This is a genomic window from Halorubrum sp. Ea1 (assembly GCF_002252965.1).
Taxonomy (GTDB): Archaea; Halobacteriota; Halobacteria; order Halobacteriales; family Haloferacaceae; genus Halorubrum.
In genome coordinates, this window is record NZ_NHPG01000025.1 from 1 (window position 1) to 20,754 (window position 20,754).

19 protein-coding genes and 1 pseudogene are annotated in these 20,754 nt (G+C 70.3%); 6 read left to right on the top strand and 14 right to left on the bottom strand.

Annotated elements, in window-relative coordinates; all coding sequences use genetic code 11:
• Window positions 1–329: 329 nt before the first annotated feature.
• Window positions 330–674: a DUF5802 family protein gene (locus DJ73_RS03935; RefSeq protein ID WP_094522647.1), complete on the bottom strand. Its 345-nt coding sequence runs from the start codon at window positions 672–674 to the stop codon at window positions 330–332.
• 113 nt (window positions 675–787) lie between these two features.
• Complete coding sequence (gene gnd, locus DJ73_RS03940; protein WP_094522649.1) at window positions 788–1,693, bottom strand: phosphogluconate dehydrogenase (NAD(+)-dependent, decarboxylating); 906 nt, start codon at window positions 1,691–1,693, stop codon at window positions 788–790.
• A 150-nt stretch (window positions 1,694–1,843) separates the two neighbouring features.
• Between gnd and DJ73_RS03945 the strand changes: the two genes are divergently transcribed.
• A complete protein-coding gene (locus DJ73_RS03945; RefSeq protein ID WP_094522651.1) occupies window positions 1,844–2,320 on the top strand; it encodes a cupin domain-containing protein in 477 nt (158 codons plus the stop codon).
• Window positions 2,321–2,367: 47 nt separating this feature from the next.
• Here DJ73_RS03945 and DJ73_RS03950 read toward each other — a convergent pair whose 3' ends face one another.
• The gene (locus tag DJ73_RS03950) at window positions 2,368–3,609 is read right to left on the bottom strand and encodes a threonine synthase (RefSeq protein ID WP_094557343.1); all 1,242 of its coding nucleotides are present in this window, start codon (window positions 3,607–3,609) and stop codon (window positions 2,368–2,370) included.
• Between the two features lie 173 nt (window positions 3,610–3,782).
• On the opposite strand from DJ73_RS03950, the gene DJ73_RS03955 reads away from it, so the two are divergent.
• Window positions 3,783–4,538, top strand: a complete 756-nt coding sequence (locus tag DJ73_RS03955) for a helix-turn-helix domain-containing protein (RefSeq protein WP_094557344.1) — start codon at window positions 3,783–3,785, stop codon at window positions 4,536–4,538.
• A gap of 25 nt (window positions 4,539–4,563) precedes the next feature.
• On the opposite strand, the gene gcvPB is transcribed toward DJ73_RS03955, so the two are convergent.
• From gcvPB to fen, 4 genes are all read right to left on the bottom strand, one after another.
• Window positions 4,564–5,994 carry an aminomethyl-transferring glycine dehydrogenase subunit GcvPB gene (gcvPB, locus tag DJ73_RS03960; RefSeq protein WP_094557345.1) on the bottom strand — a complete coding sequence of 477 codons (1,431 nt, stop codon included), beginning with the start codon at window positions 5,992–5,994 and terminating at the stop codon, window positions 4,564–4,566.
• Window positions 5,995–7,323, bottom strand: coding sequence for an aminomethyl-transferring glycine dehydrogenase subunit GcvPA (gcvPA, locus tag DJ73_RS03965; RefSeq protein WP_094557346.1), 1,329 nt, complete (start codon window positions 7,321–7,323; stop codon window positions 5,995–5,997).
• Window positions 7,324–7,500: 177 nt separating this feature from the next.
• Window positions 7,501–7,884 carry a glycine cleavage system protein GcvH gene (gene gcvH, locus DJ73_RS03970; protein ID WP_094522661.1) on the bottom strand — a complete coding sequence of 128 codons (384 nt, stop codon included), beginning with the start codon at window positions 7,882–7,884 and terminating at the stop codon, window positions 7,501–7,503.
• A gap of 253 nt (window positions 7,885–8,137) precedes the next feature.
• Complete coding sequence (fen, locus tag DJ73_RS03975) at window positions 8,138–9,115, bottom strand: flap endonuclease-1 (protein ID WP_094557347.1); 978 nt, start codon at window positions 9,113–9,115, stop codon at window positions 8,138–8,140.
• Between the two features lie 128 nt (window positions 9,116–9,243).
• Between fen and fer the strand changes: the two genes are divergently transcribed.
• Window positions 9,244–9,903: a ferredoxin Fer gene (gene fer, locus DJ73_RS03980; RefSeq protein ID WP_094522665.1), complete on the top strand. Its 660-nt coding sequence runs from the start codon at window positions 9,244–9,246 to the stop codon at window positions 9,901–9,903.
• A gap of 36 nt (window positions 9,904–9,939) precedes the next feature.
• On the opposite strand, the gene DJ73_RS03985 is transcribed toward fer, so the two are convergent.
• Window positions 9,940–12,189: a DHH family phosphoesterase gene (locus DJ73_RS03985; protein ID WP_094557348.1), complete on the bottom strand. Its 2,250-nt coding sequence runs from the start codon at window positions 12,187–12,189 to the stop codon at window positions 9,940–9,942.
• Between the two features lie 139 nt (window positions 12,190–12,328).
• The gene (locus DJ73_RS03990) at window positions 12,329–12,943 is read right to left on the bottom strand and encodes a YIP1 family protein (RefSeq protein ID WP_094522669.1); all 615 of its coding nucleotides are present in this window, start codon (window positions 12,941–12,943) and stop codon (window positions 12,329–12,331) included.
• 170 nt (window positions 12,944–13,113) lie between these two features.
• On the opposite strand from DJ73_RS03990, the gene DJ73_RS03995 reads away from it, so the two are divergent.
• Window positions 13,114–13,584: a type IV pilin gene (locus DJ73_RS03995; protein WP_094522671.1), complete on the top strand. Its 471-nt coding sequence runs from the start codon at window positions 13,114–13,116 to the stop codon at window positions 13,582–13,584.
• Between the two features lie 33 nt (window positions 13,585–13,617).
• Here the strand turns inward: DJ73_RS03995 and DJ73_RS04000 are convergent.
• A pseudogene (locus DJ73_RS04000) lies at window positions 13,618–13,752 on the bottom strand (gfo/Idh/MocA family oxidoreductase); the annotation flags it as partial.
• A 105-nt stretch (window positions 13,753–13,857) separates the two neighbouring features.
• On the opposite strand from DJ73_RS04000, the gene DJ73_RS04005 reads away from it, so the two are divergent.
• Window positions 13,858–15,144 (top strand): tyrosine-type recombinase/integrase, encoded by a 1,287-nt coding sequence (locus tag DJ73_RS04005; RefSeq protein WP_176451071.1) that lies wholly within the window; start codon window positions 13,858–13,860, stop codon window positions 15,142–15,144.
• A gap of 65 nt (window positions 15,145–15,209) precedes the next feature.
• On the opposite strand, the gene DJ73_RS04010 is transcribed toward DJ73_RS04005, so the two are convergent.
• Window positions 15,210–16,388 (bottom strand): Gfo/Idh/MocA family protein, encoded by a 1,179-nt coding sequence (locus tag DJ73_RS04010; RefSeq protein WP_094557350.1) that lies wholly within the window; start codon window positions 16,386–16,388, stop codon window positions 15,210–15,212.
• 16 nt (window positions 16,389–16,404) lie between these two features.
• The gene (locus tag DJ73_RS04015) at window positions 16,405–17,376 is read right to left on the bottom strand and encodes a sugar phosphate isomerase/epimerase (protein WP_094524890.1); all 972 of its coding nucleotides are present in this window, start codon (window positions 17,374–17,376) and stop codon (window positions 16,405–16,407) included.
• Between the two features lie 176 nt (window positions 17,377–17,552).
• On the opposite strand from DJ73_RS04015, the gene DJ73_RS04020 reads away from it, so the two are divergent.
• Complete coding sequence (locus DJ73_RS04020) at window positions 17,553–18,434, top strand: PspA/IM30 family protein (protein ID WP_094557351.1); 882 nt, start codon at window positions 17,553–17,555, stop codon at window positions 18,432–18,434.
• 43 nt (window positions 18,435–18,477) lie between these two features.
• Here the strand turns inward: DJ73_RS04020 and DJ73_RS04025 are convergent, their stop codons facing one another.
• A complete protein-coding gene (locus DJ73_RS04025; RefSeq protein WP_094557352.1) occupies window positions 18,478–19,518 on the bottom strand; it encodes a dipeptide epimerase in 1,041 nt (346 codons plus the stop codon).
• Window positions 19,515–20,585, bottom strand: coding sequence for a DUF1611 domain-containing protein (locus DJ73_RS04030; RefSeq protein ID WP_094524887.1), 1,071 nt, complete (start codon window positions 20,583–20,585; stop codon window positions 19,515–19,517). The genes DJ73_RS04025 and DJ73_RS04030 overlap by 4 nt, the downstream gene beginning before the upstream one ends.
• Window positions 20,586–20,754: the final 169 nt, after the last annotated feature.

Here is a 20,754-nt window from a genome sequence, read left to right on the forward strand (position 1 = left end):
CGCGCCCCGGAGAGCGCCCCGGGGGGCCGCGAACCGCCGGTGCGAGGGAGTCGGTCGCCCGGAGGGCGACCGACGAGGCTGGGGAGGCGTGAGGTGCGGTCGCTGTGCGGTCGGGTGGGACTCAAAGGGGCAGTCGCGAAGACGGCGCACGCTCGTTGCGCTCCTCAGTCGCTCGTTTCACTCGCTCCCTGCGGTGCTTACGTCGCCTGCGCCGTCTTCGCGACTGGGGCTTCGGAGTTGTTTCCCGCCGATCCGCGGTCGATTATTTATAAACCACTAACTGGAGCGCAGACGCCACAGAAAACGGAATCGACAGAACCGTTCTCGTATCACGCGTTCACGTGTGGCTCCCAGCCCTCCCAGCGCAACAGCGCCTCCGCCCGATCCGCGTCCGCCAGCAGGACGTTCTTCCGGTCCGGGAGGGTCTCGTCCGCGAGCTCGTGGGGGAGCGCGAGCGTCCCGCTCGGCACGTCGTCGTCGCCGGCGACCGGGATGTGACCGGCGCCGACCTTCATCACGAGCGGCGCGTCGAGTCGCTCTACCCCCTCGCCGTCCGCGTAGAGCTGCTCGTTGACCTGCTCGTGGTCGGCCCGCCGGATGACGGCGCGGTCGCCGTCGTGGGGCTCGACGTACAGTTCCCCCAGATAGTAGCCGCTGGAAAATCGCTCGAACATGCTATGCGTGATAACCTCTGGCACGGTAGTATATAAGCGTTACCCGGCGCGTGAGTGACGTTGATAATCGACCGCCCCGCGACGGCCGTTAAAAAATCGGAGCCGGCCGGCCGTTACGCGCCGTCCGACCGCCGCGCGACCTCGTGACGGCCGAAGCCGTACCGGAGCCGGTTGGCGAGCCGTCGAGAGAAGCGACCCTCGTTCCGCGAGTCGAACCGCTCGGCGAGCGCCTGGTAGATGAGCGGGACGGGGACCTCCTGTTCGAGCGCCTCCTCGACCGTCCACGTGCCGGTCGATCCGCCGGCGACGCGGTCGGCGACGTCGCCCAAGTCGGACCCCTCCTCGCGGAACGCCTCCTCGCACAGCTCCAGGAGCCACGACCGGATGACGGCGCCGTTGTTCCACGTCCGAGCGACCGACTCCATGTCGAGGTCGTACCGCCCCTCGGCGAGCAGCTCGAACCCCTCGCCGTACGCCTGCATCAGCGCGTACTCCACGCCGTTGTGGACCATCTTCACGTAGTGGCCCGACCCCGACTCGCCCATCCGGTCGTGGCCGTCCGGCCCGGTCGCGACCGCGTCGAAGACGGGGACGAGCGCCTCGTAGGCCCACTCGGGGCCGCCGATCATCAGGGAGAAGCCCGCCTCGGCGCTGGCGGGGCCGCCGGACGTGCCGCAGTCGAGGTAGGCGGCGTCCGTCTCCTCGGCGCGCCTGACGGATTCGTGGAACCGAGAGTTCCCCCCGTCGACGACCACGTCGTCGCCGTCGAGGTGCGGCTCCAAGTCCGCGAGGGTGGCGTCGACCGCGTCGCCGGCGGGCACCATGAGCCAGATCCGCTTCTCCTCGCCGAGCCGGTCGCAGAGGTCGTCGAGCGAGTCGGCGGGCGTCGCGCCCGCCTCCGCCGCCGTCGCGGTCGCCTCCGCCGAGAGGTCGAACGCGACCACGTCGTGGCCCGCCGCCAGCGACCGGTTCACGACGATCTGCCCCATCCGCCCGAGTCCGATGACGCCGAGTTCCATGCGCGAGGGGTGGCGACCGCCCGCCGTAGTGGTTCCGGTTCGGCGGCCGCCCGGCGCCGCGAGCCGACCCGCGTATCGACGACGCGCTCGCCGCGAGCCGACCCGCGCGACCCCCCAAACCGTTTTGCTCGCCGGCCGAGAGCCGCGCACATGGGACGCGTTACCGAGAACGAGCTCGACTGGACGGAGACGGACCGCGGCGAGACCCGGTTCCGGCGGAAACAGCTCGCCGAGGCGGCCGGCGGCGAGGGGATCGGCTGTAGCCTCTACGAGCTCCCCGCCGGGGCGAAGTCGTGGCCGTACCACTACCACGCCGCCAACGAGGAGGCGCTCTACGTCCTCGCGGGGGAGGCGACCCTCCGGCACGGCGGCGAGACGGAAGCGATCGAGGCGGGCGACTACGTCGCGTTCGCGGCCGACGAGTCCGGCGCGCACCGCGTCGTCAACGATGGCGACGAGCCGGTGCGGTACCTCGCGCTGTCGACGATGACCGAGCCCGACGTGACGGTGTATCCCGATTCCGGTACATTCGGGGTCTACGTCGGCTCGCCCCCGGGCGGCCGCGAGGAGCGCTCGTTGGAGGGGTACTACGAGACCGACGGCGACGTCGACTACTGGGAGATGTGAGCGGTGCTCGACCGACGAAGCGGCGTCGCCGCCGGTCGCTCGGGCGATCAGACGTCCTCCGCTCCGCTCTCGGCGGCCGCCTCGCGCTCGCCGAGGTGCGCTCGGAGCGCGTCGACGTCCTTGTTGCCCGCGCCGGTGTTCAGCAGGACGACGGTGTCGTCGGGGCCGAACTCCCCGGACTCCGCGAGCGCGAACGCCCCCGAGACGGCGGCCGCGCAGGTCGCGCCGACCTCCAGCCCCTCCGTCCGGGCGACGTCGACCGCGGCGTCGAGGATCTCCCGGTCCGTCGTCGCTACCGCCCCGCCGTCGGACTCCCTGACCGCGTCCAGGATCAGGTGACTCGCGCCCGGGTCCGGGATCGCGATCCCGTTACAGACCGTGTCGACCTCGTCGTCGGGGACGGGCTCGTGGCTGTCGGCGCCCGCCTCGTAGGCGTCGACGACGGGCGCACAGCCGGCCGCCTGCGCGGCGTACATCGGGACGAGCCCGTCGGTCCACCCCAGATCGCTGACCTCGCGGGCCGCCTTGTGCATCCCGACCAGCCCGACGCCCCCGCCGGTGGGGTAGACGACGCCGTCGGGCGCCTCCCAGTCGAGCTGCTCGAGGAGCTCTAACGCCATCGTCTTCTTCCCCTCGTGGCGGTACGGCGTGACGAACGTCTTCGTCGAGTACCAGTCGGGGTGGTCGTCCATCGCCTCGGCGTACGCGGCCCCGGCGTCGCCGATCTGAGAGTTCCCGTCCATCGGGCCGGCCACGGTGAGCTCCGCTCCGTGGACCTCCGTCATCGCCTTCTGCGTGAATCCCGCCCGCGACGGGAGGAACACGTGCGCGTCCAGGTCCGCCCGCGCGGCGTACGCGGCCGCCGCCTGCCCCGCGTTGCCGGCGCTGTTCAGCGCGACCGTCTCGGCGCCGTGCTGGCGCGCGGCCGTCATCCCGAGCGACTGCCCGCGGTCCTTGAACGTCCCCGTCGGGTTCGCGCCCTCGTCTTTCAGCAGGACCCGCCCGACGCCCATCGCGTCGGCGAGCGCGGGACACTCGACGAGCGGCGTCGCGCCCTCCCCGAGCGACACCGCGGTCTCCGGCGCGAACGGGAGCAGGTCCGCGTACCGCCACATCGACTCGAAGGGCCGCTCCGCGAGCGCCGCGGGCGTCAGGTCGATCCGGTCGTAGTCGTACGCGGGGTCCAAGATCCCGTCGCAGTCGGGACAGCGGTGGGTCGCCGTCGCCGCGTCGAACGTCTCCCCGCAGTCGACACACGAGAGTCCGGTGAACGCGTCCGTCGTCTCCATGTGGGGCCGGTCGGCCGCGCTCGACTTCGATGCACCGATCTCGACGATCTTGGGCCGCCGACCGACTACTTAAGATCGAAACGAATGAAGGGACACCGGGAGGGAGCGAGGCGCCGTACCGTCAGACGAATGTCAAGAAACGACGGCACGAAGGCCGCCGCGAGGGGGAACCGATGAGCCGGACGCGACTGCGGCTCGACCTCCCCGCCGACTCCTGGCTCGGCGAGGCCTCCCGCTCCGCCCCCGACGCGTCGCTCCGGGTCACGGGGACCGTGGCGGGGGACGAGGGCGACGTCACCGGGCTGGCGGCGACGGGGATCGGCCGCGTCGAGGCCGTCGAGGCCCTCCGCGGTCACGACCGCGTGGACGACGTCGATATCGTCGGAGAGAGCGAGGCGGAGACGGTCGCCCGCGTGGCCGCCCCGCCCCCGTCGTACGTCGCCGCCGCCCGCCGGGCCGGCGTCCCGATCGAGTCGCCGGTCGAGGTCGCCGACGGCCGCGCGACCCTCGCGGTGGTCGACGATCGCGAGCGGCTCTCGGCGTTCGGGCGCCGGCTCGCGGCCGCGGGCGCGACCGTCGAGTCGACCGGCGATGACGAGCCGACCCCGGTCCTCACCGAGACGCAGCGCGACCTCGTCCGCGCCGCCGTCGAGGCGGGGTACTACGACACGCCGCGGGAGTGCACGCTCACCGAGCTCGCCGCCGACCGCGACATCGCCAAGTCGACCTGTAGCGAGACGCTCCATCGCGCCGAGGGGCAGGTGTTACGACGGTTCGTGGAGAAGGGGCCGCCGTTCGACGCCGACGGTCCCGGCTCCGGATCGGCGCTCCGGGCCCCCGGCTCGTCGATCGACGGGCTCGACGACGGGGGCGACGGCGACGCGGCCCGCGGCTCCGAGCGGACCGGCGTCCCGGTGACGGATCCGTAATCGGTCGACCCCCCGCCGCTCCCTCTCACTCGTCGTCGAGCGCCTGCCACGAGAGCCGCGGGTTCCGCGCGGCCGAGACCTGATCGATGCGGCTCGCGGCCGTCCGGTTCGGAGCCGCGTCGAGCGCCTCGTCGGTGTCGGCGTACGCGAGGTTGAACGCCTCGGCGAGGTCGTCGAGCGAGGACTGCCCCTCGATCTCGGTCGGCTCCGTCAGCATCGCCTCCGGGACCATCTCCGGCCACTTCGTCGTCGGCGGGTGGACGCCGAAGTCGAGCATGCGCTTGGCGACGTCGGCGGCGTCGCGCTCGCCGGCCGTCGCCGCGAACTCGTGGTGGAAGGGGCCGTGCGGCACGTCCAGGTCGATCCGCTCGGCGAGGTAGTTCGCGTTCAACACGGCCTTCGCGGACGCGTCCGAGAGCCCCTCGTCGCCGAGTCGGGCGACGTACGCGTACGCCTTGATCAGGACGAGCCAGTTGCCGGTGAAGCCGTGGACCTTCCCGATGGTGTTGGCGGGTTCGAAGCGCTCGTACCTGCTGGCGTTCTCGTTCTCGCGGACCTGCGGCGTGGGGAGGAACTCGGCCAACTCGTCGACGACGCCGACCGGGCCGGCGCCCGGGCCGCCGCCGCCGTGGGGGGTCGCGAACGTCTTGTGGACGTTGTAATGCATCACGTCGAACCCCATGTCGCCGGGTCGACCGCGGCCGAGCAGGGCGTTGAGGTTCGCGCCGTCGTAGTAGAGCAGCCCGCCCGCGTCGTGGACGATCTCGGCGATCTCCGTGATGTCGCGCTCGAAGAGTCCCACCGTGTTCGGGTTGGTCAACATGAGCGCCGCCGTGTCGTCGCCGACGGCCGCATCCAGCGCCTCGACGTCGACCCGCCCGTCGTCGCCGGAGGGAAGCTCGACCACGTCGTAGCCGGCGGTCGCGGCGGTCGCGAAGTTCGTCCCGTGCGCCGAGGCCGGGATCACGACCTCTGAGCGGTCGTTGCCGTGGTGTTCGTGGTACGCCTTCGCGACGAGGATGCCGGTGAGCTCGCCGGCCGCGCCCGCCGGCGGCTGGAGCGTCACGGCGTCCATCCCGCCGATCTCGGCGAGGAACTCCTGGAGCCGGTACTGGAGCTCGAGGTTCCCCTGCGCCGACCGCTCGGAGCGGTCCGGGTGGACCGCCGCGTTCGGGTCGGCCGCGACGTCCTCGGTGAACTTCGGGTTGTACTTCATCGTGCAGCTCCCGAGCGGGTACGGGCCGGAGTCGATCGCCCAGTTCATCTGCGACAGGCGGGTGTAGTGGCGGGCGATCTCCGGCTCGGAGGGCGCGGGGAGCGTGAGCTCGTCCCGCGTCAGGTCGTCCGGGAGCGGCGAATCCGCGGTCACGTCGACGGTCGCCTCTCCCTTCTCCGAGAGCAGCGGTTCCCGGACGTCCTCGTCGTCCCGGTCGTAGCTGGCCTGGTCGTGGATCACTCAGATCACCTCCTCGAACGCCGCGACGAGGTCGTCCGTCCGGGCCGCGTTCAGGTCGGTCACGCACACCTGCAGGAGATGCTCGTCGACGACGTGGACCGCGAAGCCCTCGGCCTCCAGGTCCTCGGCGATCGCCGCGGCCGGCTGGTCGACGCGCACGGCGAACTCCCGGACGTGGTGGCGGTCGTGGACCGGCGCGACGGCGCCGTTCAGCCCGTCGATCCGGTCGGCGAGCGCCGCCGACTCGCGGACGCAGTCGTTCGCGAGGTCGACGAGGCCGTCCGGCCCGAGCACCGCCGCGTGGATCGCCGCCCGGAGCGCGACCCACGCCTGGTTCGTGCAGATGTTGGAGGTCGCCCGCTCCTTCCGGATGTGCTGTTCGCGGGTCTGGAGCGTGAGCGTGAACGCGCGGTCGCCGCCGGCGTCCTCGCTCGCGCCGACGAGCCGCCCCGGCACCTGCCGGAGGAACTCGTCGCTGCAGGCGAAGATCCCGAGCCCCATCCCGTAGGCGGTCGGGAGCCCGAGCGCGTCCGCCTCGCCGACGACGACGTCCGCGCCGACGCTCGCCGGCTCCTCGAGGACCGCGAGCGAGACGACGTCCGAGCCGAGGACGAACAGCGCGTCGGCGTCGGCCGCGAGGTCGCCGACCGCCGCGAGCCGTTCCTCGATACAACCGCGGACCGTCGGGTTCTCGGCGTACACCATGACGACGTCGTCGCCGACGCGCTCGGCGAGGGCGTCGACGTCGGCGTTGCCGTCGGCCATCGGGTACGGCTCGATAGCGAGGTCGGCGCCGGCGCAGTAGTTCGCGAGCACCTCGCGTTTCCCCTCGCGGAGCTGCTCCGGGACGAGGACGGTGTCGCCCGAGGTCGACCGGACCCGGTCCGCGAGCGTCGCCGCCTCGCCGAGCGCGGTCGCGGCGTCGTACATCGAGCAGTTCGCGACCGGGAGCCCGGTGAGCTCCACCAGCATCGACTGGTACTCGAACAGTGCCTGGAGGAACCCCTGCGAGATCTCGGGCTGGTACTGGGTGTAGCTCGTGAGGAACTCCGCGCGGTCCGAGAGGTGGTCGACGACGCTCGGGACGTAGTGGCCGTAGTGGCCGCGCCCGAGGAACTCCGTCAGGTCGTCGTTCCGACCGAAGATCCGCGAACACTCCGCGCGGATCTCCCGCTCCGTGCGCGGCTCGATCCCGAGATCGCCGTCGAAGGCGACGTCGTCCGGGATGTCGAACAGCGCCTCCTCGTCTTCGGCGCCGATCGCCGAGAGCATCGCCGCCGTCTCCTCGTCCGTGTGCGGCGCGTACGGAGTGCCGCTCGTTCCGCTCATCGGTCCGATCCCCCGCGTCGGCCCGCCGCGCGTCGGCTCGCTCCCGTACGTCGGTCCGCTCCCGCGCGCCCGCCGTCGCTCTGTCGTCCGGTACCGGATCGTCCGTCGAAGGGTGAGGTTCTCATTGTCGTGTGTCCGCTGGCGAGTCCCGCTCTGTCCGTTCCGCCGTCCGGTTCGCTACGCGATCTGCGCGTCGTACTCGTCGGCGTCGAGGAGCCCCTCGGCGTCGCCGCCGTCGACCGCGTCGATCTCGATCATCCACCCGTCGCCGTACGGGTCCTCGTTGACGAGCTCCGGGCGGTCGAACAGGTCCTCGTTGACGGCGACGACCTCGCCCGAGACGGGGGCGTACAGGTCCGAGACGGCCTTGATCGACTCGACGACGCCGAACGGCTCGCCCCCGGTGACCTCGTCGCCGACCTCCGGCAGTTCGACGAAGACGACGTCGCCGAGCTCGTCCTGCGCGAAGTCGGAGACGCCGACGCGGACGCTGTCGCCGCCGGTCGTGGTCCACTCGTGCGATTCCAGATACCGTAACTCGTCGGGAACTTCGAAGCTCATTGGTGAAAGGGGTCGTCGTGGGACACTCGGTCCGACCCGCACGTCCGCGCCGTGCGGTCGCGGCTGGCCCGCCCCCGGGAGACGCCGACCGGCGGGATCCGCGGTCGAGAAGTGGTCCACGACACGTGTGGTTCTCCCTTCCCGCGAGGGGAAATAAAAGGTATGTTCGCGGCCACCGCGCCGGCTTCTCGCCGCTCCGCTCGTCCGCAACGCGGGGAGGCGCGGCGGATCGCGACCGCCGAGGCCCCGCCGTTCACGACCACCGGTCGAGTCCGGTCTGGACCTGCGACTCCCTGATGCGTTCGAACCCGCGCTCGACCTCGTCGGCCGCGACGCCCCACTCGTCGACGACGTAGGTGCGGGCGGCCTCCACGTCGGGGTTCACGTCGGCGTCGACGGCGACGTCGGCCGCCGGCGGGTCCATGAACAGCTCGCGGATCTCCGCGGCGTTCGGGATCTCGGCGCCGCGCGCGTCGAGGACGCCCCAGAGGTCGCCGTGCTCCTTCACCGCCGTCACGGCGGTCTTCGGCCCCACGCCGTGAACGCCCTCGTTGAAGTCGGTGCCGCACAGCATGGCGACGTCGATCAGCCCCTGCCGGTCCAGTTCGAGTTCGTCGAGCGTCGCCGCGAGCTCCATCAGTTCCGGATCGCCCTTGCTCGTGAGCTGTCGGAGCGTCGTCGGGGCGCCGAACAGCAGCGTGTCGTAATCCTCGCTTCCGGCGTGGTCGACGGTCCCGGTCGCCGCCATGCGCGCGCACTGGGCCTCCCCCTCGGCCGGGGCCTCGACGACCGGCACATCGAGCAGGCGTAACAGCTCGCGCGTCGTCTCCTGAATCGTGTCCGTAAGCCGCTGGGTGCGGGCCTCCAGTCGGGCGGCCTCCACGGCGTCGCCGCGCTCCTCGGCCGCCGCTCGCCGGTCCTCGGCCCGCTCGCGCTTCTCGCGTCGGTCCGCGACCTCGTCGGCCTTCAGGTCGGTGACGGCGCCGTCGAACACCATCACCGGGATCAGGTCGTGTTCGAAGAACTTCGGGAGCCCCTGGACGACGCCGATGAGGTTCGCGACCTCGACGCCGTCGGCGGTGGTGTACTTCTCGTCGGCCGTCCACTTCACCGTCGTCGTGAGGTACCGGTACAGCCAGTTGTGCGCGTCGACCGCGACGACGCTCCCCTCGATGTCGTCGAAGGCGACGTCCCGGATCGCCGCGAGGTCGCGTAAGTCCGCGTTTCCCATTACGCGATCCCTCGGCGCCGCGGCTCTTAAACCATCGACTCGCGGACCGACCCCCGGCCGGTTCGCCTCCCCGCGCTGCCGCCTTGTGGGGCGTTTATGTGCGTCACTCGACTACGTCTCGGTAGGGAATGGTCTCGCCGTTCGAGGTGTTGGGAATCGACGAGGACGCCGACGAGGCCGCGATCGAGCGCGCCTACCGCGACCGGGTGAAGGAGGCGCACCCGGACCGAGGCGGGACGCTCGAGGAGTTCCAACTCGTCAGGCGCGCCTATCGGGAGCTCGACGAGCGGGAGCGGAACGGAAACGGGGACGACGGTGCGGTCGCCGCCGCCGACGTCGACCTGACCGACGAGGAGGGCGACGCCGCCGAGGTGGAGCCGGCCCGCGTCGAGTTCCTCGATTACGACGCGCTCGCCGACTACGGCTGGTCGCTCGACGACGACGACCTCTTCCGGCGGGCGTCGCACGCCGACCTCGGCGCGGCCGAGCACGGGCGCCTGCTCGTCCAGCCGGACGAGAGCCTGTTAGAGGCGGCGGAGAACCGCGGGTTCGAGTGGCCGTTCTCCTGTCGCGGCGGCGCCTGCGCGAACTGCGCGGTGTACCTCGTCGAGGGGGAGCTCTCGCAGCCGGCGAACCACATCATGCCCGACGAGCTCGCCGAGCGGGGGTTCCGGCTCTCGTGTAACGGCTACCCGCTGAGCGACGAGCTGAAGGTCGTTTTCAACGTGAAACACCTCTCCGAGCTCGACGATCTCATCCTCCCGCCGGGACCGTTCACGCGGCGGTGAGTGCGCTCGCCGAGCGCGACCGGGGCGGTGCCCCGCTCAGAACGCCTCGGCCACGGCGGCGACGACGGCATCTTCGACCGCGTCCCGCTCGCCCGAGAGGAACTCGATCTTGCCCTCGCGGAGCCCAGCGGTGGTGACGTCGGCGGCGGGCGCGAGCTCGGCCGCGCGCTCGGCCACGTCGCGGACGGAGACGCCCTCGCTCGTTCGGATGTACAGCTCGTCGGTGCCGATGCCGACGGTCGCGTGCGCCTCGCCGTTCGCGCGCCGGCGGTGGAGGTCGTCGAGGAGGAGCGGCGTCGGCGGGAAGTCGTACCGGTGGGTGTAGCCGTCGGTGTCGAGCACGTCGAACTCGACGCCGTCGACCGCCTCGGTGACGACGTTGGCGGTCGCGGTCTCGACCTCCGTCTCCAGCTTCTCGCGGAACTGCTCGGAGACGTGCGCCGCGAGGTTGCCGCCGTCCTCGAAGAGGAGGTCGGCGACGAGCTCGCGCTTGTCCTGGTACGACTGGTAGTACGCCTCAAGGGCGACCGCCTCGCGGAGCTCCGCGACGCGCTCGACGTCGTAGCCCGCGTCGCGGGCGAGGTCGACGTAGCGGTCGGGCGTCTCGGCCCAGTAGCTCACGGCCGGGAGGTGCCGCAGGTCCGCGCGGATCTCGTCGTTGATCGCGGACGCCAGCGAGGCGACCAGCGCGCCCGTCGAGAGGTCGCCCTCGACCGACTCGATCTCCGGCGAGACGAGCGTGTCGACGGCCTCGCGGGTCTCGGGGTCGGCGACCTCCGCGTCGACGACGACCGCGTCGACGCCGTAGACGGAGAGCAGGTCGATGCCGTCGGCGGACTCGACCGTCGAACCGGTGCCGACGAGGAGGAACAGCGGGAGCTTCTCGTCGTGGCGGTCGCGGTCCTGCAGCATGCGGGTCGCGTCGTTCGTCGCCGCGTCCATCCCGTACACCGGGTCGTCGAGCGGGCGGCGCGTGAAGTAGTGGTACTCGGCGTCGCTCTTGGCGTGCTCGTCGCGGATCAGCGGGAGCACGGCGCGCTCGATAGCCGCGCCGGCGACGTAGCCGTCGGCGGTGGCGGGGTGGCGCACGACGATCGGGCGCGATTCGAGGACCGCGCGGCGGACCGCCTCCGCGGCGTCGAGCAGTCCGTCGGCGAGTTGGGCGACCGTCTCGTCGCCCGCGAGCGGCTGGAGCCCCTCGGGACGCGCCTCGTCGGTCAGCGCCTCCGCGAGCCGGCGGCGGACGGACTCCGCGTCTTCGCCCTCGAGGAGGACGAGCGCCTCGGACTCGACCTGCACGTCGCCCCGGTGGCTCTCGACCTCGCCGTCGATCCGCACCGCGTCGCCGACCTCGACGTCCGGGTACGCCCGGACGCCCGGCTCGACGAACGCCGCCACGTCGACGACGCCGGTCTCGTCGCGCACCTCGAAGACGGTGGGGCCGCCGGTCTGTCGGACGCCGACGACCTCGCCGTCGATCCGCACCGCGTCGCCGACGGCCTCGGAGAGAGTCCCGATCTCGACGCGTTCGCGGTCGTCGTCGAGCTCGTCGGGCTCGTCGTCGTCCGTCGCGTCGGGTGACTCGGATTCGCTCGACGCTGACTCCTCGGCGTCGGTCGCGTCCTCGACCGGCTCGGCGTCGACGCTCTCGCCCTCGTCAGCGTCGCCCGTCTCGTCAGGCCCGGTCGCGTCGTCGGCCGCGTCTCCCTCCGTCTCGTCGGCGGCATCTTCGGTCGTCTCGTCGACGGCGCCTTCGTTTTCGGTCGTCTCGTCAGCGACGTCTTCGGTCGTTTCGTCGACGGCGCCTTCGTTTTCGGTCGTCTCGTCGACGACATCTTCGGTCGTTTCGTCGGTGGCGCGGTCGTCCTCGGTCGCCTCCTCGCCCGCGTCGTCGCCGTCCTCCTCGGGGAGGAACTCCGTGTCGCCGTCCTGAACGAGCACGCCGCGGAACTCGCGGTCGGCCTGTCGGATCGACCACGCGAGGTCGATGTTCCCGTTGTCGCGGACGCCCTTCACCTGGACGAACACCTCGTCACCGGGCTCCCAGTCGAGGCTGTCGAGCCGTCGGTCCAGCTCGGACCGGTGGAGCAGGCCGGTCACGCCCGGGGCGAGGTCGACGAACACGCCGAACTCGGCGTAGCCGTCGACGACGCCGCGGTAGAATCGGTCGGACACGAGCTGGTCGGGGGAGTTTCCGCGGTAGTCGAACACGACGTCTTCCTGGTGCGGGTCGCAGATACGCCCGCCGCCGTCGACGTCGACGCCACAGATGATGCAAGATCCCATTTGAGTACACCGAGAGCCTCGTGCCTAAAACGGTTGTCGAAAGCCTCGCGGGAGCCTCTCGGCGGAAACGGTCGCCGCGGCGACTCTCGGCCCGGCCCTGCCGCGACCGGTTCGGCCGCCTCGGCGACCGCCGGGCGGCTCACGCGAAGAGGGTTCGAGCCGACGCGATCACGCGGTAGCCGACGCCGTAGCCGAGCAGCGCCGGCGGAATCCCGGCGACGAGCGTGCGCGGCCACGAGGTCCCGTGAACGACGCGGAACCCGATCAGCAGGAGAGCGGCCGCGTACGCGCCGCAGGCGATCCGCAGCGCCGGGACCGGCGGCCCGGCGAGCGCCATCGGCGAGCTGGCGTACGCGACGACCTGTACGGTCTCGCTGACCCCGCCGCGGTCGCGGAGCGAGAGCCCGTCGCGCACCTCGACGCTGGCGAGGATCACGCTCACCGTCGCGACCGCCGCGGTCAGGTGAAGCCCGACCGGGGCCGCGAGCGCGACCACGACGAGGAAGGCGACGAGCGCGGAGACGGGCACCGAGACGACGATTCCGGGGACTGCGGTGGGGTCAGCGACGACCCACCCGAGCGTGAACGCGCCGGCGACGGCGACCGCGAACGTCAGCGCTGGCGCCTGATCGCCGGGCGACACGCCGTTGGCGAAGAGGCGGCGCGGCCGGCCGAGCGCCTCGACCCAAGCGCGAGCGAGCCCGCCCGGTCCCCGCGCCCGCCCCCCGGCCGGATCGTCGATCCACGAAGTCACGTGCGCCTTTCGGCCGGGTGGAATAACGGGGTTCCGGTTCGGGAGCGACGCCCGCCCGGACCGACGACGGGAGAGTCGGCCTCGCCGGGTCGGCGTCGGCGTCAGCTCGTTCTCCTGTCTGATAAGCGGCGGGTAAACACTTATACCGGGCCGGGCGGAGCGGTAGTCGAATGCGCGCCTTTCGGAACGACGAGCGGGGGTTCACCCCGATAGCCGGCACGGGGCTGCTCGTCGGCGTCGTCGTCCTGCTGCTGGCGATCGTCGGGGCCGCGATGTTCGGCCTGATCGACGGGGTCGCGCCGCCGGACGCGGAGTTCCAGGTCGAACGCGAGGGCGGCGACATCGTCGTCGTCGCCGCCGGGCCAGACCCCGTCGCCGCCGAGGAGCTGTACGTGCGCGGCGAGGACCCCGACGGCGAGGTCGAGTTCGGGGCCTGGCCCGGCGACGGCGTCGTCGAGCCCGGCGATCGCGTGGTCGTGCCGAACGCGACCGGGAACGAGCAGTTCGACGTGGTCTGGGAGCCGGTCGCGTTCGACACCCGCGAGACCCTCGGCACCTACGACGGCGAGGACTCGGCGATAAGCGAGTGGGCCGAGGAGGAGCCGGGAGCGGACCCGCTCGGCGGCGGCGGTGGGTTCTGACGAGCGCGAGGACGAATCGAACCGAGCCGCGACCTACTCCACCGACACCCACTCGCCGCGCTCGTCGGAGCGCTCGATCGCGTCGAGCGTCTTCTGAACCTCGTACCCCTCCGCGAACGACGGCGAGAACTCGCCGCCCTCGGCGACCGCCGAGAGGAACTTATGGTTCATACGTATATGGTCTTGGATAAATTACAAGATGTTCGCATGAGACGGTGGAGTATGGGACGAGCAACGGATCCGCGACACCGATACGAATCCGAAAAAGAGCGCGTGTCCAAACTTCCGGACGGCGACGCCGACGCTATCACCGAGTTCCTCCGCGCGCTTGATCCGGAGGATTTGGGGTATCAACACACCAAGAACGGGAAGATCGACACGAAAGCGGCGTCGACGCTTGTGTCCTACGGGCGCGCGCTGCGGTTGCTCACGGACGAACTCGACGACGATCTACTCGACGTGTCGACCGGCACGTTCAACGAACAGTTCGCGACGTGGAAGGACGACGGGTTCGCGGACAAGACGATCAAACAGCGACAGTCGGCGCTCATCAAATTCCTTCGCTACCACGGCGACGCCGCCCGCGCGGACCCGGACGGGATCGTGTTCGTCAAAGTCGAGAACCCGAACGGGACGATCGAGCCGGAGGACGTGCTCACTGGCGACGACGTGGAGGCGATGCGAAGCGCGTGTTCCAACTGGCGCGACCAGTGCCTCATCGATATGCTGGCGTACACGGGCCAACGTGTCCGAGCGATCCAAACCCTTCGGCTGAAAGACGTGGATCCCAAAGAGGGGGAAAGCGGCCGGTACCGGCTGAACACCGATGATTTAGGACTCAAGGGAGCCGACAAGATCGGCGAGAAACGACCGCTACTAGGCGCACAGAAAGCCGTCTGTGAATGGACACGCTCACACCCGACCGGTGATCCCGACGACTACCTCATCACCGGGCTGCCGGGATCGAACCGGCCGAATGGTGTGTCTGCGGGCGACTATCTCGGTCGCACATCACTCATGACCCGGCTGAAAGTACTCGCCGATCGAGCGGACGTTGAGAAGGACGTGAACCCTCACGCGTTCCGGCACTTCTTCGTGACGACATGTAAACGCGACTACGATATGGACGACTCGAAGGTGAAGTTCCTCATCGGTCACAATCAGGATTCGCGAGTGATGGAAACGACCTACCAACACCTGTCGGACCAAGAGTTCAATCTCGCTGTGGAGGAATCGCACGGGTACGAAGTGGAGAAAGACGACTCGGCGCTGACCCCAGCGACGTGTATCACCTGTGACGAACCACTGCCGGGGTCGGCGAAGGCGTGCCCGGGCTGTGGGACGGTATACACACCGGACGCACAAGACGCGAAGTCGCAAATCACGGAAGGGATCGAAGAGTCGTACAAGCAGGCCGACCCACAAGGCGGCGAAACGATGGAAGAGATCGAGGTGGTCGAGTCGGCGCTTGATGAGAATATGGACGCGATTATGGAAAGCGACGAATTGATGGACAAGATCGCGGACCGGGTCGCCGAGCGAATCAACGAGAATAGTTAGATATCAGGGTTTGTTGACGCAACACACACCGCGGTGTGCCTTCGGAACGCCGCAGCGTCTCGCGGCTACAGATTCACCCATTCCCCACGTTTGTCGGCCTCTGTGATCGCCTCAAGAATTTGCTGGACCTCATACCCATCCTCGAAAGTGGGGAACGTGTCCGGTATATTTCCTGTGGACACAGAGCGTAAGAACTCGTAGTTCTCGTGGACGAAGGTGTGCTCCCACCCGATGACGTGACCGGGGGGCCACCACCGGTCGACGTACGGGTCCGTCTCGTCGGTGACGAGCACCGTCTGGTAGCCGCGGTCGCCCTCGCGGAGCACCTCCAGCTCGTTGAGTCGCTCTAAGGAGAATTTCAGGCTCCCCTTCGAGCCGTGGACCTCGATCGCGTGGTCGTTCTTGTGCCCGGTCGCGAACCGGGTCGCCTCGAACGTCCCGATCGCCCCCGACTCGTAGGCGACCTGCGCGGAGTAGGCGTCGTCGACGGTCACGTCGCGGTACTCCGCGACTGCGGCGTCGCCGCCATCGCCGCCCTCGCTGCCCTCGTCGACGTCGCCGCCGTCCTCGTAGACGGGCCGTTCGTCGACGAACGTCTGCAGGTGGCCGGAGAGGCGGTCTATCCCGCCGACCTCGTCGCCGACGAGGAAGCTCGCGAGGTCGATCGTGTGCGCGCCCAGGTCGCCGAGCGCGCCCGAGCCCGCCATGTCGGCGTCCATGCGCCACGCCCACGGCGCCTCGGGGTCCGCGAGCCAGTCCTGGAGGTACCGCCCGCGGACCTGCCGGATCTCGCCGAGCTCGCCGTCCTCGATCAGCCCCTTCGCGTAGCGGATCGCCGGGACGAACCGGTAGTTGAACGCGGTGCCGGCCGGGACGTCGGCGTCCGCCGCGGCGTCGCGCATCGCCGCCGCCTCGTCCAGGGTCGGCGCGAGCGGCTTCTCGCAGAGGACCGGAACGCCGGCCTCCAAGGCCGCGATCGACGGCTCCGCGTGGACGTGGTTCGGCCCGAGGTTGTAGAACACGTCCACCTCGTCGAGGGCGTCTTCCCAGTCCGTCGCGGTGTGCGCGAAGCCGAAGCGGTCCGCGGCGTCGGCGAGCGCCCCCTCGTCGCGCCCGACGAGCGTGTGACGTTCGACGTCGGGCGCGTCCGGGAAGAACATCGGAAGCCGCGCCAGCGCGTTCGCGTGCGCCTTGCCCATGAAGCGATACCCCAGCACGCCGATCTTGAGTGGTTCCCGTGTCATGATTGCGTCCTCCGTCTTACTCCGCCCAGTACGCGTCGCCCGGCTGCGTCTCGAAGACGGCCCGATCGAGCACGTCGACCGCCTTCTCTAACCCCTCGCGAGAGGAGGTGAGCGAGTCCTCGTGTTCGATCGAGAGCGCGCCCTCGTAGCCGACAATCCGGAGCGTCGAGACGACGTCCTTCCAGTGGGCCTCGTCGTGGCCGTAGCCGATCGAGCGGAACAGCCACGAGCGGTCGGCCTCCGCGGTGTAGTCCGCCGTGTCGAGCACGCCCTTCACGCGGGCGTTCGCGTCGTACACCTTCGTGTCCTTGGCGTGGAAATGGTGGATCGCGTCGCGTTCGCCCAAGAACCGGATCGCCTCGGTGACGTCGATCCCCTGCCAGTAGAGGTGCGAGGGGTCGAAGTTGGCGCCGATCCGCTCGTTCGTGGCCTCCCGCAGCGCGAGCATCCCGGTCGGCTCGTACACGAGCATGTTCGGGTGCATCTCGATGGCGACGTCGACGCCGTGGTGGTCGGCGTGTTTCGCCAGGTCGTTCCAGTACGGGATCGCGACCTCGTCCCACTGGTACTCGTGGGCGTCGGCGTGCTCGCTCGGCCACGGCGCCGTGACCCAGTTCGGCGTCGAGTCGCCGGGCGCGCCCGCGGGGAGCCCGGAGAAGCAGGTCACCGTGCCGACGCCGAGCAGGTCGGCCAGCTCGATCGCCTCCCGGAGTTCGCGGTCCGCCGCCGCGGCGCGCTCCTCGTCCGGGTGGAGGGGGTTGTTGTGGGTCGCCAGCGCCGAGATCCGGAGGTCGTGCTCGTCGAGCAGGCCGAGCAGGTCCTCGCGCGCGGCCTCGTCGGCGAGGTGCGACTCGCGGTCGACGTGGTCCTCGCCGGGCCACCCCCCGACGCCGAGTTCGACCGCGTCGACCCCGATGGAGTCGAGGTACGCGGCCGCGTCTTCGGTCGATTCTCCGCCCAATGGAACGGTCAGTACGCCGATATCCATGCGCGAAATAGTACAACACCCCGAATAAATCTTCAGGTGCTGGCGACCGACGGGTGCCGACGGCCGGATCTCGCCCCCGTTCCGGGCGTTTTCGGCCTCAATTCGGTCTCCTTTCGGTCCGACGCGGGGCCGCGAACCACATGAGGTTTTAACGGGTGGAACGCGTATGACGGACTATGGGAATCCTCTCGCGCGCCTCCTACGTCATCCGCTCGAAGGTGAACGCCCTCCTGAACCGGGCGGAGGATCCGACGGAGTCGCTCGACTACTCGTACGAACAGATGCGCGACGAGCTGCAGGACGTCAAGCAGGGTATCGCCGACCTGACGACCCAGAAGAAGCGCCTGGAGATCCAGAAGCGCAAGCTCGAGGAGAACGTCGAGAAGCACAACCGACAGGCCCGCGAGGCGGTCCAACAGGACCGCGACGACCTCGCGCGGAAGGCCCTCGAGAAGAAGAAGTCGAAGATGGCCCAGATCGAGGAGCTGGAGGGGCAGATAGCGGAGCTGAACGACACCCAGGATCAGCTCGTCGAGAAGAAGAACAAGCTGCAGAACCGCATCGAGGAGTTCCGCACGAAGAAGGAGACGATGAAGGCCCGCTATGAGGCCGCGGAGGCGTCCTCGCGCGTCTCGGAGGCGATGACCGGCGTCGGCGACGAGATGGAGGACGTGAGCCGGTCGATCGAGCGCGCCGAGGAGCGGACCGAGGAGATGGAGGCGCGCGCGGAGGCGATGGACGAGCTGGAGGAGTCCGGCGCGTTCGAGGACGCGCTCTCCGACAAGGACAGCATCGACCGCGAGCTGGAGAGCCTCTCGACGAACAGCGAGGTCGACGCCGAACTGGAGACGCTCAAGGGCGAGCTCGGGAAGGGCGAGCCGAAGAGCGACAGCGGGGGCGCGACCGACGAGGAAGTCGAGGACGAACTGGCGGACATCGAATCGGAGATCGACGCGGACGACCTCGAGGCTGACCTCGACGGGGACTCCGGTGCCGACGAGGAGGTCGACGTCGAACTGGAGGAGTCGGAGGTCGACGCCGACGAGCCGCGGAACTAACGAAGCCGGGCGCCGGTCGCCGCCGCCGTTCTCGCTTCCGGCCTCACTCCGAGCGCGCTCCGGTCCCCGCCCGCTCCTGTCCTTCGAGCCGGATCTCACCGTTCCCCATCCCGATCCCGTCATACGGGTCCTCGGCGAGCAGCAGCGAGCCGTCGAGGTCGGCGTAATCGAGGAGCGGCGCGAGCTGGGCGGCCGCCGCGATCGACGTGTTCGACTCGATCATGCAGCCGCACATCACCTCCAGCCCGTGGGCTCGCGCCGCGGCGATCATCCGTCTCGCCTCGGGCAGGCCGCCGGTCTTCATCAGCTTCAGGTTCGCGATGTCGCAGCGGTCGGCGATCGCGGGAACGTCGTCGAGCGTCACGCACGACTCGTCGGCGGCGATCGGGAGCGCGGACCGCTCGTAGACGAACCGGAGCCCCTCCGGGTCCGCGGCGGGCACCGGCTGCTCGACGAACTCCACGTCGCGGTCGGCGAGCCACTCGCTCTTTGCGACCGCCTCGCGGGGCGTCCACGCCTCGTTGGCGTCGACGCGGAGTCGGGCCTCCGGCGCGGCCGCTCGGACGGCGTCGATCAGCTCGCGGTCCCGGTCGGTGCCGAGCTTGATCTTGAGGATCGGGTACCCGGCCTCGACCGCGGCCGCGGCCTTCTCCCGGACGCGCTCCGTCTCGTCGAGCCCGACGGTGTACGAGGTCGCCGGCGCGGCCGACGCGTCGAGCCCCCAGAGCCGATGGAGCGGGACGCCGAGCCGCTTCGCGGCGAGGTCGTGGACGGCGATCGAGACGGCGGCCCGGGCGGCCGGGTTGCCGCCGATCGCCGCCGCCATCCGCGACTCGATCTCGCGGATCGCGTGCGGGTCTCCGACGGACTCGACGACCGCGAGGAGGTCCGGGAGCACCGCCTCGACGGTGGCGGCCGTCTCGCCGTAGTGGGCCGACGGGGCGGCCCCGCCGACGCCGGTCATCCCGCCCTCGTCCGTGATCCGGACGATCACGTTCTCGGCCTCCGTCTGGGTGCCACGAGAGATCGTGAACGGGTCCTCGAGGGGAAGCGAGACCCGCTCGAACGCCGTGTCGAGGCTCATTTGTCGACGGTCTCCCCGCCGAGCCCGGCCTCGACGATCCCGTCGACGATCCCGTCGGCGCCGTCTCTGACGGGGTCGGCGGCGGGAGCGCCGACCGCGTCGCCGAAGGCGTCGACCGCGTCGGCGGCCACCTCGTCGTCGTCGACGTCCTTCGTGTTGAGCGCGCCGGCGACGACGCTCGCTTCGCGGACGGGCGCCGCGAGCCCCTCGTAGAGGTCGACGTACTCCGGAAGCGAGGGGAGCGCGAACGACTCGTACCCGTGGATCGCCTCCCGCCCCGCGGCGTGACAGAGGACCAGCCCGTCCGCCATCGAGCCGTGGAGGATGCCACAGGTGACCGCCGAGTAGGCGGGGTGAACGATGCTTCCCTGCCCCTCGACGACGAGGAGGTCGTAGTCGTCGCCGACCTCGACGAGCATGTCCTCGACGGCGCCGGCGGTGAAGTCGGAGACGACGCGGTCGATCGGGTTCCCCCAGCCGGCGATCATGATCCCGGTCTGGCCGGTCGGGACGAACGCCGCGTCGATCCCGCGCTCGCGGGCGGCGGCGACGATCTCCAGCGAGGCGGTCATCTTCCCGACCGAGCAGTCGGTGCCGACCGTACACACCACGTCGGCGTCGACGTCGCCGGAGGCGCCCGTCGCCACCGTCAGGTCGTCGTCCGGCTCGCGAACGTCGACGAGGTCGACGCCGTGTTCGGCGGCCAGCGCGGCGAGCTCCTCGTCCTCGTTGAGGAAGTAGTGGAGCCCGCTCACCACGTCGCAGCCGGCCTCGATCGCGGCCTCGACGTCCGACCGCCAGGACTCGTCGAAGCCGCCGCCGATCGGCGCGATCCCGATATATACGGCGTCGACGTCGCCGTCGGCGGCCGCGTGCGCCTCGCCGAACGACCCGACGATCGGCGCGTCCGAGACGTTCGGGACGTGGTCGCGCACGCGCTCGCCGGCGCGGTCGCGGTCGAGGACGGCGCGCACGTCCTGGTCGCCGTAGCGCATCACGCCGAGCGCGGTCTTCGCGCGGCCGGGGAACTTCTCGTGGGCGAGGATGACGATCCGTTCGTGGTCCATGGTGGGTCGCTCGCTCCGGGCGTTGTTAAAAGGGTCGAGCGCTCGACGACCGGTCGACTCGGCAGCGCCGATCTCACCGGACGACACTCGAACGCGCGCCGTGAAATTTATACCTGAACTGCAGTGGCGCGTGCCGGTGAGCGGCCGACAGGCCGCGAACCGCACGCGC

Coding starts and splice junctions, on each gene's coding strand:
- DJ73_RS03935 (WP_094522647.1), bottom strand. CDS start 674: ATGTTCGAGCGATTTTCCAGCGGCTACTATCTGGGGGAACTGTACGTC.
- gnd (WP_094522649.1), bottom strand. CDS start 1,693: ATGGAACTCGGCGTCATCGGACTCGGGCGGATGGGGCAGATCGTCGTG.
- DJ73_RS03945 (WP_094522651.1), top strand. CDS start 1,844: ATGGGACGCGTTACCGAGAACGAGCTCGACTGGACGGAGACGGACCGC.
- DJ73_RS03950 (WP_094557343.1), bottom strand. CDS start 3,609: ATGGAGACGACGGACGCGTTCACCGGACTCTCGTGTGTCGACTGCGGG.
- DJ73_RS03955 (WP_094557344.1), top strand. CDS start 3,783: ATGAGCCGGACGCGACTGCGGCTCGACCTCCCCGCCGACTCCTGGCTC.
- gcvPA (WP_094557346.1), bottom strand. CDS start 7,323: ATGAGCGGAACGAGCGGCACTCCGTACGCGCCGCACACGGACGAGGAG.
- gcvH (WP_094522661.1), bottom strand. CDS start 7,884: ATGAGCTTCGAAGTTCCCGACGAGTTACGGTATCTGGAATCGCACGAG.
- fen (WP_094557347.1), bottom strand. CDS start 9,115: ATGGGAAACGCGGACTTACGCGACCTCGCGGCGATCCGGGACGTCGCC.
- fer (WP_094522665.1), top strand. CDS start 9,244: ATGGTCTCGCCGTTCGAGGTGTTGGGAATCGACGAGGACGCCGACGAG.
- DJ73_RS03985 (WP_094557348.1), bottom strand. CDS start 12,189: ATGGGATCTTGCATCATCTGTGGCGTCGACGTCGACGGCGGCGGGCGT.
- DJ73_RS03995 (WP_094522671.1), top strand. CDS start 13,114: ATGCGCGCCTTTCGGAACGACGAGCGGGGGTTCACCCCGATAGCCGGC.
- DJ73_RS04010 (WP_094557350.1), bottom strand. CDS start 16,388: ATGACACGGGAACCACTCAAGATCGGCGTGCTGGGGTATCGCTTCATG.
- DJ73_RS04015 (WP_094524890.1), bottom strand. CDS start 17,376: ATGGATATCGGCGTACTGACCGTTCCATTGGGCGGAGAATCGACCGAA.
- DJ73_RS04020 (WP_094557351.1), top strand. CDS start 17,553: ATGGGAATCCTCTCGCGCGCCTCCTACGTCATCCGCTCGAAGGTGAAC.
- DJ73_RS04025 (WP_094557352.1), bottom strand. CDS start 19,518: ATGAGCCTCGACACGGCGTTCGAGCGGGTCTCGCTTCCCCTCGAGGAC.
- DJ73_RS04030 (WP_094524887.1), bottom strand. CDS start 20,585: ATGGACCACGAACGGATCGTCATCCTCGCCCACGAGAAGTTCCCCGGC.